This window comes from Methylobacterium sp. 174MFSha1.1 (assembly GCF_900116815.1).
In the GTDB taxonomy this organism is placed as follows: Bacteria; Pseudomonadota; Alphaproteobacteria; order Rhizobiales; family Beijerinckiaceae; genus Methylobacterium.
In genome coordinates this window covers 80,953-94,914 of sequence record NZ_FPCB01000026.1, presented here as the reverse complement: position 1 = coordinate 94,914, position 13,962 = coordinate 80,953, and the positions used below count along the sequence as shown (strand labels likewise).

Sequence of the window (13,962 nt, the reverse complement as noted above, 5' to 3'; positions counted from 1 at the left end):
CCGCATGATCCGCCGCTCTCTCCGCTGGAACCCGCTCCGTCGCGGACGCGCCTGGCCGAACAGGCCGGCCCGCGCGGCCGCGACAGCCCTCGTCCTCACCACCCTCGGCGCCTGCGTGATGCCGGAGCCGGTGACCGAGGGCGAGCGCCTCGACGTCGCGATCCGGGACCTCGACGCGATCACCGCCAGCCAGGCCCCGATCGAGGGGCGGATCGACCTCTACGGTGCGATGGCGCGGGCGCTGAAATACAACCTCGACCGGCGCATCCGCCTCGTCGAGCAGTTCTACGCCTCGGGCGAGTTCGACCTCGCGAAGTACAAGCTCCTGCCCGATGCCAGCATCGGCGGCGGCTATCTCGGCCGCAGCAACCAGGCCGGGTCGTCGAGCCAGTCGCTGCTCACCGGCCGCCAGTCCCTCGAGCCCTCGACCTCGCTTGAGCGCAACCGCGCCGTGGCTGACGGGCGCGTCTTGTGGAGCACGCTCGATTTCGGCGTCAGCTACGTGAAGATGCAGCAGGACGGCAACGCCGTCTGGCTCGCCCGCGAGGTCGAGCGCAAGACCACCTCCCGCATCCTCGCCGATACCCGCCGGGCCTACTGGCGCGCCTACGCGGCCGAGCGGATCGGCGCCCAGCTGCCGGCGATCGCCGACGCGGCCAACGCGGCGATCCGCAACGCCCGCCAGGCCCAGGCGCGGGGCGACCTCACGCCGGAAGCCGCCCTCGACTTCGAGCGCCGGATGCTGCGCACCCTGCGCGAGATCGAGCGGCGCCAGGAGCTGATGGCGCTCTCGCGCGCGGAACTCGCGGCGCTCATCAGCGTCGATCCGGCCCAGCCCCTGCACCTGAGCGGCCGCGAGAGCCTGCGGCCGCCGCCGCTCCCGGGCGACCTCGTGGCCCTGCGCACCGTCGCGCTGATGACCCGGCCCGAACTCTACGAGCACGATTACAAGTTGCGCATCGCCCGGCTCGAACGACAGATCGAGATCCTGGCGACCCTGCCGGGCCTGCGCATCGATTCGGGCCGCGCCTACGATTCGAACCGCTACCTCTACAACAACAACTGGTTCGACCTCGGGGCGCGGCTGTCGCTGCAGCTGACCCAGTTCATCAGCCTGCCGGCCCGCCTGCGGCAGAACGAGACCAAGCAGGTGCTGATCGAGGCGCAGCGCCGGGCGATGACGCTGTCCGTCGTCACGCAGGTCCACCTCGCGATGCGCGCCTACGGCACCAAGCTGCGCGACTTCGAGCTCGCCCGGCGCATCCTCCAGAACGAGACCCACGCCCTGACGAACGTGCGGGCCAACAAGGAGGCGACGACCGCCGGCGACGCCTCGCTGATCGAGGCGCGGGCCGGCCATGCCCTCGCGGCCCTCGACTACTACTACACCTTCGCCGAGCTGCAGGAGGCCTACGCCACGGTCCTGACCTCCCTCGGGGTCGACGTGTTCCCGGGCGCCCAGGACGGCGACCTGCCGGCCCTGACCGCCTCGCTGCGCGAGTTCGTCGATCGTGGCCTTCCGGCCGCGCTCGCCCGGCACATCACGGAAGCGCGCGAGGCGCGCCGCGTCGCCACCACCGGGGCGATCCCGCCGAAGGGCGCGGGTCCCGCGTCGGACCCGGGAGCCGAGACCGCGCCGGAGGCGAACACCGCGTCCGTCCCCCCGGCGGGGGACGCTGTCCGCCGCGAGGCCAGCGCGAACGCCGCGAGGGTCGAATGAGCCGCTGCGCCCTGTCCCGCACACAGTGGATCCTGCTCGCGCTCCTCGGCGCCATCGGCGCCCCTGTCCAGGCGGCCCATGCCCAGGAGGTGCGGGCCCTGCTGGCGGCGGACCGCGAGGCCACGCTCACCTCGGACGGGCCGCTGCTGCTCGAGCGGATCGCGGTCGATCTCGGCGACCGCTTCGAGGCCGGCCAGGTCCTGGCCCGGTTCGACTGCGCCCTGCGCGAGGCCCGCGTCGGCGCGGCGACCGGGGTCCACAAGGGCGCGCTCGCCCGCCTCGGCTCGAAGCAGCGCCTCGTCAAGCTCGGGGCGATCGGCGGCCTCGACGTCGAGCTCGCCGGGGCGGAGGCCCAGAAGGCCGAGGGGGAACTCGCCGAGGCCCGCACCGCCGCGAGCCACTGCGTCCTGCGCGCGCCCTTCGCCGGGCGGGTCGCCAAGCGGCACGCCAACGCCCACGAGGTGGTGGCCGCCGACCGGCCGATCCTGTCGATCGTCAGCGACGGGCCGTTGCGCCTCACCGCTATCGTCCCGTCGCCCTGGCTGCGGTGGCTCAAGGTCGGCGACGCGTTCACGGTCCGGGTCGACGAGACCGGGCGCAGCTACCGGGCCTCGGTCGCGGCCCTCTCCGGCCGCGTCGATCCGGCGAGCCAGTCGATCGAGATCCTCGGGCGGATCGAGGACGCGCGCGACCTGCTGCCGGGGATGAGCGGTACCGCCGCCTTCCCGACCATGCCGGCCTCGCAATGACCAGCCACCCGCCGCCCCACAGCTTCACGAACGACCGGCGCGCCCAGCGGCTCGCCGCCGCCCTCCAGCTCGAGGCGACGTTCCGGGCGGCGCGGAACGCGCAGGACCTCGCCTTCGCGGCCGTCAACGAGACCCAGCGCGTGGTGGCCTACGACACCGCCGCCCTGTTCTATGCCGGCCGCCGTCCGGTCCTGGCGGCGGTCTCGGCGGTCGCCGAGGTGGACGAGGCCTCGCCCTTCGCGCGGGCGCTGGCGCGGCTCGCCGGCCGGCTGCCGGCGAGGGTGCCTTCACCGACCGAGGCGGCGTCGGTCGTCGCGGTCCCGGCGGGGCAGGGGGCTGCCCCCGACGGGGCGTGGGGCGTGCCGCAGGAGGACTGGCCGCCGGGTCTGCCGCACCGGGCGCTGATCCTGCCGCTGCGGCGGGACGGCCGCCTCCTCGGCGGCCTGATCCTGTTCCGGCAGGCGCCCTTCGGGGAAACCGAGCGCGCGGCGGCCGAGCATCTCGCCGGAGCGCTCGCCCACGCGGCCTCCACGTTCCGCGGGGCGGGCCGGTCGTGGCGCGACCTCGCGAGCCTGCGCGGCGGCTTCGCGGCGACGGTCGCCCTCGGCCTCCTCTCGCTCCTGCCGGTGCGCCAGTCGGTGCTGGCGCCGGCCGAGATCGTGCCGCTCGACGCGGCGGTCGTCGCCGCGCCGGCGACCGGCGTCGTCGCCGGCATCCTGGTGGCGCCGAGCGCCGAGATCCGCGCCGGCGACCTGCTGTTTCGCCTCGACGATACCGAGCTGCGCGGCAAGTACGAGGTCGCGCTGCGCCAACTCGAGATCGCCCGGGCCGAACTCCTCGGCGCCCGGCAGAAGGCCTTCGGGGCCGACAAGAGCCGCACCGAGGCGGCGGTGCTGGAGCGGCGCGTCGACCTGCGGCAGGCCGAGACCGACTATTACCGCGAGCTTCTGGCGCGCGCCGAGGTCAGGGCGCCCCGCGACGGCATCGCCATCATGGGCGACCCGGAGGAGTGGCGCGGCCGCCCGGTCAAGGTCGGCGAGAAGGTGATGACGCTCGCCTCGCCGGCTAGGGCGCGCCTGCAGATCTGGATCCCGGTCGACGATGCCGTCGACCTGGAGCCCGGGGCGCCGGTCCGCCTGTTCATGAACGTCGATCCGCTGCGGCCGGTCGAGGCCCGCCTCGTCCAGGCGGGCTACGACGCCGAGATGTCGCCGCTCAACGTGCTGTCCTATCGGGTGCGCGCCGACCTCGCGGACGCGCAGGATCCCCCGCGCCTCGGGCTCAAGGGCACGGCCAAGCTCTACGGGGAGCGGGTCTCGCTGTTCTACTTCGTGTTCCGGCGGCCGCTCGCCGCGATGCGCCGGATCCTCGGCCTGTGACCGCCCTCCCGCTTCACCTCGGGGCGGGCCTGCCGGGGGGCGCCCCGCCGGCGCGCCTGCCCGGCCTGCGCCAGGAGCTCGACGTCGTCGAGGGCCCGCGCGCGCGCAGCGGCGCGCCGACCTGGACGCTGCACGATCCCGTGCGCAACACCTACTTCCGGCTCGGCTGGGTCGAGTTCGAGATCCTGGCCCGCTGGGACGCCGTCACCGCCGAGGAGCTGGCCGGCCGGGTGCGGGCGGAGACGCGCCTCGACGTCGAGGCCGGCGACGTCGAGGCGCTGGCCCGTGCGCTACAAGGCAACCACCTGGTCTCGGCCGCCGCGCCCGGCGCCTGGCGGCTCTACGCGGCCGAGCGCGCGCGGCGGCGCGCGGGGCCGTGGTCCTGGCTGCTGCATCACTACCTGTTCTTCAAGCTGCCGCTCCTGCGGCCCGACGCGGCCCTGACCCGGCTCGCCCCGCTGGCGCGGCCCCTGTTCACCCGGACCTTCGCGGGAATCGTCCTCCTCGGCCTCTGCCTCGGCCTCTACCTCGCCGGGCGGCAATGGGACGTGCTCGCCGGCCGCGTCGCCGCGATGGCCTCGCCCGAGAGCCTGTCCTGGCTGATGGCGGCGCTCGTCCTGGCGAAATGCGTGCACGAGCTCGGCCACGCGGTGGTCGCCAAGCACCTCGGGATCCGCGTGCCGAATGCGGGCGTCGCCTTCGTGGTGTTCTGGCCGCGCCTCTACACCGAGACGACCGACGCCTGGCGCCTGACCGACCGGCGCCAGCTCCTCGCCATCGACGCGGCCGGCATCGGCGCGGAGCTCGTCCTCGCGGTCGCGGCGCTGCTGCTGTGGAGCCTCGTGCCCGACGGTCCTTGGCGTGACGCCGCCCTGATGATCGCCACGGTGAGCTGGGCCTCGACGCTCGCGGTGAACCTGAACCCCTTCATGCGCTTCGACGGATATTATCTGCTGGCCGACGCCGTCGGCATGCCGAACCTCCAGCCGCGGGCCTTCGCGGTGGCCACGCAGGGATTGCGGCGGGCGCTGTTCGGAACGGAGGATCCCGCCGCCGAGCCGCTGCCGGGCCGGGTCCGGGCCTGGATGACCGCCTATGCCTGGGCGGTCTGGCTCTACCGGCTGGTCCTGTTCACGACCATCGCCCTCGTCGTCTATCACTTCTTCATCAAGCTCGTCGGCATCGGCCTGTTCCTCGTCGAGATCGGCTGGTTCGTGGTGCGTCCCGTCGTGCGGGAACTCCGGACCTGGTGGCGCCTGCGCCGCGGCGCCCGCCTCACCCGGCCGGGCCTCCTCGCCCTCGCGGCTCTGGGAGCCGGGCTCGCCGCGATCGCCCTGCCGTGGCACGGGCGGATCGAGGCGCCGGCGGTCCTGCGTGCCGAAGCCTTCCTGCGCGTGTTCCCGGCCGCCCCGGGCCGGATCGCGGTGCTGCACGTCGCCGAGGGCGCCCGGGTCGCCGAGGGCGATCCGCTGGTCACCCTCGAGGCGCCGGAGGTCGACGACCAGATCGCCGTCGCGCAGGCCCGGATCGCCGAGACGCAGCGCGAGATCGCGCTGAGCGCGACCGAGCAGGCGAGCGCCGACCGCCTCGGCGCCCTGACCGAGACCCTGGCGGCGAGCCGCCGCGAACTCGCCCTGCAGCAGGACCTCAAGGCGCGGCTCGTGATCCGCGCCGGGATGGCGGGCGAGATCCGGCAGATCGCCGACCACCTGACGCCCGGCCGCTGGCTCTCGGACAGCGACGGCATCGGCCTGATCGTCGCCCCGGAGGCGTGGATCCTTCAGGCCTACGTGGCGGAGAGCGACGTCGCGGCGCTGCGCGAGGGCGCGGCAGCGCGGTTCCATGCCGCCCAGGCGGATGTTCCGGCGCTCGACGCCGTCGTGGAGCAGGTCGAGCGGAGCGACCGGCGCACGCTGCCGGATGCCGTCCTCGCCGAGCCCCTCGGCGGGCCGCTGCCCGCGCGCCAGAAGGACGGGCGCTACGAGCCCCTGACGGCGCTCTACCGCGTCCGCCTCCGGACGGAGACGCCCCCTGACCGCTGGCGCCGCACGATCCGGGGCGAGGTCGCCATCGCGACGGAGCCGCGCAGCCTCGCCCGCCGCTGGTGGCGCGCGGCGACCGCCGTGCTCATCCGCGAGAGCGGCTTCTGATCCCACCGGCCCAGGAGACCGACGCATCTCGAATCTTCGATGCTTGGGCCCAGAAGTCCGATACCTCGGGCTGGGCGAACATTCGAGAACGGAACCGAAGGTCGTCTCCAACGACCGTTGGTTTGAGTCCGGCGCGGGTGCCGGGACGAATGCGCTCGCCCGCGACGGCGCGCGGGCGGTCCCGGCCTGCACCCCTGGCGTGGATTTGCGCCATAGCGCAACCTATAATTGAAATAACTCTTAAGCGCTGCCGGCTAGCCTCCCGGCCGTTGGCAGGATCGCGTGCCTCGATGAAGAACTGGAAAGAATTCCTCACCGGAGTGGCCGGCACCCCGCTCCGGTCCGGCATCGAGACGAGGCAGGTTGCCGAACTCAAGAAATACATCCTGTCTCTATACACGCTGCTGTCCGTCAACACGTGCGCGCTGTCGTTCACGCATTACGCCGTGGCGCCGGCCTGGATGACCCTGGGCGTGCCGGGCGCCCTCGTGGCACTCTGCGCGCTTCGGGCCGTCCACTGGCGGCGCCTGCGGGTCCCGGACCTCGCGGCGTCGGACGCCGTGCGCCAGCTTCGGGCCACCAGCCTCCTGACGGCCGTGCTCTCCGCCGCCTTCGTGACGTGGGCGATCGCGCTCGGCCGCTACGGCGGTCCGTTCGAGCAGGGGCACGTCGCAATCTTCGTCGCCGTCACGGTCGTGGCCTGCATCTTCTGCCTGACCCACCTTCCGGTCGCCGCCTTCCTGGTGACCGTCATCGTCATGGGCGTCTTCCTGGTCCACCACCTGACCAGCGGCAACCATGTCTTCGTCGCCATCGCGCTGAACACCGCCTTCGTGACGGCCGTCATGGTGCGCATCCTCGCCGACAACTTCCTGACATTCATCCGGCTCGTCGAGGCGCAGGCGCGCGCCGAACGGCTGGCGGACGAGAACGCGCGGCTCGCCCATACCGACGGCCTGACCGGGCTTCCCAACCGGCGCTACTTCTTCCAGCGTCTCGACGGCCTGCTGCAGGAGGCGGCCGGGACCGACGTGCCCTTCGGCCTCGCGATCCTCGACCTCGACCGCTTCAAGCCGATCAACGACACCTACGGCCATACCGCCGGCGACCGCGTTCTCACCGAGATCGCACGGCGGCTATCCGCCTTCGCCGGCCCGGACATCACGGCGACGCGGCTCGGGGGCGACGAGTTCGGCCTCCTCATCCGCCCGTCCCGGCCCGAGGAGGAGGTGATCGCCGTCTGCCACCGCATCTGCGAGGCGCTGCGGGCGCCGATCCGGGTCGGCGAGACGCAGGTCGTCGCGGGATGCTCCTGCGGCCTCGCCCTGTATCCGAGTGCCGGGCGCGACGCCGACGTGCTGTTCGACCGCGCGGACTACGCTCTCTACCACTCCAAGGAGCACCTGCGCGGCGCCGCGACCCTGTTCTCGCGCGAGCACGAGGATGCGATCCGCGCCGAGCTGGCGGTCGAGACCGCTCTCCTCAGCGCCGACCTCGCCGCCGAGATGGAGGTGTACTACCAACCGATCCTCGACACGGCCACGGATACGATCGCCTTCGTCGAGGGGCTGGCGCGCTGGACCAGCCCGACGCTCGGCCGCATCCCGCCCGACCGCTTCATCGCGGCGGCGGAGCGCAGCGGGATCATCCACACCGTGACGATCCTGCTCCTGCGCAAGGCGCTGGCCGATACCGCCGGTCTGCCGCCGGAGGTCGGCCTGTCCTTCAACCTGTCGTCGCACAATCTGGCATCGTCCGAGACGGTCTGCGCAATCCTGGCGGCGGTGCGCGAGAGCGGCCTCGATCCGCGGCGGCTCACGCTCGAACTGACCGAGACGGCGCTGATGCGCGACTTCGAGCGCGCCAGGGAGGCCATCGCCACCCTGCGGGCGCTCGGCGTCCAGATCGCGCTGGACGATTTCGGGACCGGGTATTCCAGCCTCGGCTACGTCCACCGCCTGCCGCTCGACAAGATCAAGATCGACCGCAGCTTCATGGCCGACATTCAGTCCGATCTCGGCCGCAGCGTGGTCGTGACGATCCTCGGCCTGTGCCGGAACCTCGGGCTCGATTGCATCGCCGAGGGCGTCGAGACACGCGAGCAACTGGCAGCAGCGCGCCGCCACGGCTGCCGGTACGCGCAAGGCCACCTGCTCGGGATGCCGATGCCGCTCGACGAGTTCCTGTTCCGCCTTCGGAGCGCCACCGCGGGCGGACGGGGCCGGATCTGGGCGTAACTCTCCCATCTCGAAACATTGACGCCGGGACCCTCGCCGCGCCGCCCGCATGCGGACACCTGACCCGTAGCCGACCAGTCTGCATGCTAACTCCTGACCCTAAGCAGGCCTTGGGAATGTCCGCTTCCTGGCGGTCCAATCTGCGAACGGACGACCGTGTTGGGTGGTTTCCGGTTTTTCTGCTCTTGAGTGCAGAGAACGAAAAGCGGACGTCCGTGGTGCGACAGAAGCTGGCCGTTTGCGGCCTGTCCCCTTCGGATTTTAAGCTGCACGTAAGCGGATGCTTTTCGCTGCCTTAAGCATTAACTTGATCCTACACGGTATAATTCCAGCAGATAGAGTTACCCTGTTGGGGCGACGCCGACCTCGCCGTAAACCCGGCCATCTAAATTGCCAATATCATCGCGCTGTTGCTGCCGACTGTGTTAGCTAATACCGTTTATGATAGTCTGTCCAAAGATCGGTTTTGTGTCTCCAGAGTTCCCCTTATTATAAACCTAAAGTAGGCGTGTCCGTCATTTTCGGATGGCGGACACGTTGGTCGTGATTGGCCGAATTCGCATGCGTTCCAGACGCGGCGTCTACCGTCGCTCCAACGGAAGGCGGACCCGCACCCGCAGCCCGTCTCTCTCAAAGGCGACATCGACCTCGGCCGCGACCTGGGCCGTCAGGATCTTGTTCAGGAGCCGTGTCCCGAACCCCTCGCGCGTGGGCAATGTCGGCGGGGGGCCGTCGTGCTCATTCCATGTCCAGGTGAGCCACGGCCCGGCGGGGCCGTCCCCGATCCTCCACGTCACCACGACCCGTCCCCCGGGATGGCCGAGCGCCCCATGGCGCAGGGCGTTGGTCGTCAGCTCATGCAGCGCCATGCTGACCGGCACCGCGACTTCCGAGGGCAGCTTGAGCCGCGGCCCGTCGAGGGTGACTCGGCCATCCTCGTCGTAGGGGTCTAGCTCGGCGCGGAGCAGACCCTCGAAGGACGCGACCTGCGCCTCGTCCTCGGTGATCAGCGCGTGGGTCCGGGCGAGCGACACGATGCGCCCGCCGAAGGCCTTGGAGAACTCGGCCATCGTGACCGACGAGCGCATCGTCGCGTTCAGGACGGCCTGGACCGTGGCGAGGGTGTTCTTCACCCGGTGGTGCAGTTCGCGCACCATCAACGCCTGGCGGTCCTCGAACGCGCGGCGCTCGGTGACGTCTCGCTGGGCCGAGACCCAGTTCGTGATGCGCCCGTCCGTGTTCCGGACCGGCGTGATCAGCCATTCGACCCGGTAGGCCGTACCGTCCTTCCTATAGTTCAGCGCCTCGCCCTGGAAGGCTTCGCCGGCCTCCAGCGACGCGCGGGTCCGGTCGAGCGCAACGCGGTCCGTCCCATCGCCTTGCAGGAAGCACGGGCTGCGACCGACCGCTTCCGCGGCATCGTAACCCGACAGCTTGGTGAAGGCCGGATTGGCGTAGACGATGACGGGGCCTGGCTCGTCGAGCTCCGCGGTGGTGATGAGGATCGCCTCGCCGGTCGCCTCGACCGCGGCCTGCAGCAGCCTCAGATCAATCCTGACCGGCCCGTTTCCCCCTGAACGCGACACTCGTTACGACTCCTGGGCTCGGTCGCGGGCCCGACAGCCACAAACCGGGCAAGGCCCTCCTCGGGGTTGACGAGGATACAATCCGCCGAGGGGCCTCAAGTTTCTGCCGGGACGGCAAGGGCGGGCGCGACGGTGTCCCGCATGCGGCAGACCTCCGAGCATCGCATCGGCGCATGCCGGGATCGATGAGGTCGTGGAGCCGACAGCCCTGGTCTGGACGGCTGGCCCCGTACCGTGCGGGGACAAGGGTCCCACGGGAGCGGACGTTCCGCAAGTGCCGGTGTCAGGATCGGCGCGCCTGGGTGCGTCGGTCACGGGTCGCCGACGCTCGCTTGCCGGACCCACTGCCGATCCGGCGCAGCACGTGGGACAGTTGCTCGGCGGAGTACGGCTTGTGCAGCAACTCAAAGCCGTGGCTCCCTTCCTCCGCCAGGACGTGGCTGTACCCGGAGGTGAGCACCACCGGCAGGTGCGGCAGGCGGCTGCGCAACGTCTCCGCCAACGCGACCCCGCCCATGCCGGGCATCACGACGTCCGAGAACACGGCGTCGAACCCGTCTCCGTCCGACCCGAGCCGGTCCAACGCCGCCTCGGCGTTGGCCGCCCATTCGGTCGCGTAGCCGAGGTCGTGCAGGATCTGGGTGGCGAAGCGACCGACCTCAACGTTGTCCTCGACCACTAGGATGCGTCGGCCGGCCCCGTCCGCCGAGGCGTCGAGGATCTGCGGTTCGCCGGCAGGCTCGGCCGGCGCGGCGACCTGGGGCAGGTAGAGCGTGAAGGTGGTCCCCGCCCCCGGCACACTCGCGACATCAATGTCGCCCCCGGATTGCTTGGCGAAGCCGAACACCTGGGACAAGCCCAACCCAGTCCCCTTGCCGACCTCCTTGGTCGTGAAGAACGGTTCGAAGATCCGTTCGATCCGGTCGGCCGCAATGCCCGTGCCGGTGTCGGAAAGCGCCACTGCGGCGAAGTGACTGCGCGAACCGGCGTGGCCGCGGATCGCTGGCATCGGCGCGTCGCAGGCCAAGCGCAGCGTCAGGGTACCCTCACCATCCATCGCGTCGCGGGCATTGACGGCCATGTTCACCAGCGCTGTCTCGAACTGGCTGCGATCGCAGCGGATGAAGCATTCTCCGTCAGGCAGATCGACGGCGACATGGATGCGGGCTCCGGTGACGGTATCCACCATGTCCGCGACGCCGTGCAGGCAATCGCCGACCTCGAAGGTCTCGGGTTTCAGCGCCTGCCGACGGGCGAAGGCCAGGAGTTGCCCGGTGAGCTTGGCCGCGCGGTCCACGGTGTCGGAGACCGCGTCCATGTACCGTCGGCGCCGGTCCTCGGGTAGATCCGGGCGACGCAGGAAGTCCACCGACGAACGGATGATGGTCAGCAGATTGTTGAAATCATGCGCCACCCCGCCGGTGAGCTGGCCGACGACCTCCATCTTCTGCGACTGGCGCAGCGCCTCCTCCGCGAGGGCGCGCTCGTCGACGGCCTCGGCGACCCGGCTCTCCAACGTGGCGTTCAGCTCGCGCAACTGGGCTTCGCGGGCGCTCAGTTCGTCGAGTCGTGCCCGTGCCTCGTACTGCCGCCTGCGACCCCGCAGGGCGGTCGCCGCGACGCTGATTAGGGTGGTCGGATGGAACGGCCGCTCCAGAAAGCTGACGTTGCCGAGGATGCGCGACAGCCGTGTCGCAATCGGGTTGCGGTCCGCGCCGCCCTGACGGGTTAGCATGATGAACGGCATGTCCGACCACGCCGGCTGCCCGGCGATCCAGCGGTCGAGCCCGGCCAAGTCGGCGGTCCGTACCGCCTCCTCGGTGACCAGCACCGCCCCGGCGGTCTCGCCGAGCGCATCCACCAACTCGGGCAAGTCCTGAACGATCACCGCGGTGAGGTCGGCATCCGCGAGCAGCGCCTGGGCCAGCCTCGCGTCACGTCCGTGCGGCGCCAGGATCAGGATATGCTCGGACGACGCGTCGTGGGGCGACCTCACGACCGGTTGCCACCCAGCAACCCCGCGTCGCCGTCACGTTGGACCAATTCCGGCACGCCGCGCAGGATACCCTGGAACCCCTGCAAAGGTTCGCCGACCTGCAATCCGTTGCTGGTGATGCGATACTCGCGGATCGTGTCCTCGTGCGCGCCGGTGCGCTTCTTCACCACTGAAATGGCGCGGCGAACCTGCCCCAAGGCCTCGAAGTATCGCAGCAGCACGACGGTGTCGGCGAGATAGGTGATGTCGACCGGGCTCTTCATGTCGCCCACCAGCCCGTGCTGGGCCACCGTCAAGAAGGTGCTCGCACCCTGTCGATTGAGGTACTGCAGCAGCTCGTGGACGTGCAGGATCAGCGCCGTCTCGTCGGGCATGGCGGCTTGGTAGCCGTTGAGGCTGTCGATCACCACGGTCTTGGCCTGTGCCTTGTCGACCTGCTGACGCACCAGGTGGGCGAACTCCCCCGGAGACAGCTCGGCGGCGTCGACCTGGTCAATCGTCAGCAGACCCTGATCGCGCAGACTGGCGAGGTCGAACCCCATCGCCCGCGTGCGGTCCAGCATCAGCCCGAGTTCCTCGTCGAAGACGAACATCGCCGCCTTCTCGCCGCGTGCGGCGGCGGCGGCGACGTACTGGATCGCGAGCAGCGACTTGCCGGTGCCCGCCGGGCCGAGGATCAGCGTGCTCGATCCGGTGTCGACACCGCCGCCGAGCAGGGCATCGAGTCCAGGAACGCCGCTCGCGAGCCGGTCCCGGGCGAACGCGGTCCTGTGCTCCAGCGCGATCAGCCGCGGGAAGACCTGCACGCCGCCGGTCCCGATGCAGAAGTCGTGGTTTCCGCCGCGGAAGCGTTGGCCGCGGTACTTCATCACCCGCAGCCGTCGCCGCTCGGCGCCGTAGTCGGGCGCCAGTTCCTCCAGCCGGATCACCGCGTGGGCGACGCTGTGGACGGTCTTGTCGAGCGCATCCGCGGTGAGGTCGTCGAGCATCAGCACGGTGGCGCCTTGGCGCGCGAAGTAGTGCTTCAGCGCCAGGATCTGCCGGCGATAGCGCAGCGAGCCGCCGGCCAGCAGGCGGATCTCGGAGAGGCTGTCGAGCACGACGAGGGACGGCTTGACCGCCTCGACCTGCTCGAAGATCGCACGGGTCGTCTCGCCGAGTTCGAGGTCCGACGAGTACAGGAGGCTCTGCTGCTGCTCGACGTCGAGTAGGCTCTCGGGCGGGATCAGCTCGTAGATCGTGAGGGCGTCAAGCAGGTCCCACCCGTGCGAGCGGGCAGTCTCCTGCAACTCCTCCCGGGTTTCCGACAGGCTGACGTACAGGCCACGCTCGCCCGTCGCCGCGCCGGTGAGCAGGAACTGCATTGCGACCGTTGTCTTGCCGGTACCGGGACTGCCCTCCAGCAGGTACAGGCGGTTGCGGGTGAAGCCGCCGCCAAGCACGTCGTCGAGGCCGGTGATACCGAGCTTCGCCTTGTCCGTACCCGCGGCTTTCGGTTCAGCGTCAGCGGGCATAGGTGGTCAGTTCTTTCATCAAGGCGGGCGGAAGGGCATGCGCAGGGATGCGCGGCAACATATCGGTCAGGTTCGTCTCGGCCAGAGCGAGGTCGTGGGCCTGCTGCAGGTCGAGCCAGAACCGGGCCGGCACGCCGCAAAGGCGCGCGAGTCGGGCGGCCATGTCCGGGGTGACGGCGGCGCGGCCGGCGAGGATGCGGTGCAGCGTCTGCCGGCAGACAAGCAACTCGCGCGCGGCCTGGATCACGGACAGGCCGAGGCCGGGCAGCACGCGGTCGCGCAGCACCGTGCCCGGATGGATCAGCTTCGCGTCCGGCGCCAGCATGCGCACCGCGCCCCATGGAAGTCGTGGCCGCGTCTGTAGCGTCCGGCAGGACAGTCGGAAAGGCCACCCCGTTTGCATGAATGACCGGAAGCATGTGGCGTAACAGCGCGTTGAGCGCCCGTATTCGAGCGGCTACTCGGGCAAGGCACCGATGGCGGTCCGGGCGCAACGCGTGTCAAGGACGACCGCTCGTCCGCCACCGGCCGGCGAGCAACCGTGACGGCTCGGAACCGGCCCGGATTCGACGGCTTGGCTCCCAAATGCGCGGCGTCGAGGGCATGGCTCGGCCAATCGAGAGACACCGAA

Annotated in this window: 9 protein-coding genes; 5 read left to right on the top strand and 4 right to left on the bottom strand. The window is 70.7% G+C overall.

Going from position 1 to position 13,962, the window contains the following annotated elements:
- Positions 1–4 precede the first annotated feature (4 nt).
- The 5 genes from BM430_RS22280 to BM430_RS22260 all read left to right on the top strand — a co-directional run bounded on the left by BM430_RS22280 (position 5) and on the right by BM430_RS22260 (position 8,235).
- Positions 5–1,720: a TolC family protein gene (locus BM430_RS22280; protein WP_093569434.1), complete on the top strand. Its 1,716-nt coding sequence runs from the start codon at positions 5–7 to the stop codon at positions 1,718–1,720.
- Complete coding sequence (locus BM430_RS22275; protein WP_093569433.1) at positions 1,717–2,469, top strand: efflux RND transporter periplasmic adaptor subunit; 753 nt, start codon at positions 1,717–1,719, stop codon at positions 2,467–2,469. The genes BM430_RS22280 and BM430_RS22275 overlap by 4 nt, the downstream gene beginning before the upstream one ends.
- Positions 2,466–3,848, top strand: a complete 1,383-nt coding sequence (locus BM430_RS22270; protein WP_093569432.1) for an efflux RND transporter periplasmic adaptor subunit — start codon at positions 2,466–2,468, stop codon at positions 3,846–3,848. Before BM430_RS22275 ends, BM430_RS22270 begins: the two co-directional genes overlap by 4 nt.
- Positions 3,845–5,998, top strand: a complete 2,154-nt coding sequence (locus BM430_RS22265; RefSeq protein ID WP_093569431.1) for a site-2 protease family protein — start codon at positions 3,845–3,847, stop codon at positions 5,996–5,998. The genes BM430_RS22270 and BM430_RS22265 overlap by 4 nt, the downstream gene beginning before the upstream one ends.
- 290 nt (positions 5,999–6,288) lie before the next feature.
- Positions 6,289–8,235: a putative bifunctional diguanylate cyclase/phosphodiesterase gene (locus BM430_RS22260; RefSeq protein WP_093569430.1), complete on the top strand. Its 1,947-nt coding sequence runs from the start codon at positions 6,289–6,291 to the stop codon at positions 8,233–8,235.
- Positions 8,236–8,816: 581 nt separating this feature from the next.
- Here BM430_RS22260 and BM430_RS22255 read toward each other — a convergent pair.
- The 4 genes from BM430_RS22255 to BM430_RS22240 form a co-directional block, all read right to left on the bottom strand.
- Positions 8,817–9,821, bottom strand: a complete 1,005-nt coding sequence (locus BM430_RS22255) for an HWE histidine kinase domain-containing protein (protein WP_093569429.1) — start codon at positions 9,819–9,821, stop codon at positions 8,817–8,819.
- Between the two features lie 283 nt (positions 9,822–10,104).
- Entirely contained in the window at positions 10,105–11,817 is a 1,713-nt protein-coding gene (locus tag BM430_RS22250; protein ID WP_244539619.1) for an ATP-binding protein, read from the bottom strand.
- Entirely contained in the window at positions 11,814–13,331 is a 1,518-nt protein-coding gene (locus tag BM430_RS22245) for an ATPase domain-containing protein (protein WP_093569428.1), read from the bottom strand. Before BM430_RS22245 ends, BM430_RS22250 begins: the two co-directional genes overlap by 4 nt.
- Positions 13,321–13,656 (bottom strand): HigA family addiction module antitoxin, encoded by a 336-nt coding sequence (locus BM430_RS22240; protein WP_093569427.1) that lies wholly within the window; start codon positions 13,654–13,656, stop codon positions 13,321–13,323. The genes BM430_RS22245 and BM430_RS22240 overlap by 11 nt, the downstream gene beginning before the upstream one ends.
- Positions 13,657–13,962: the final 306 nt, after the last annotated feature.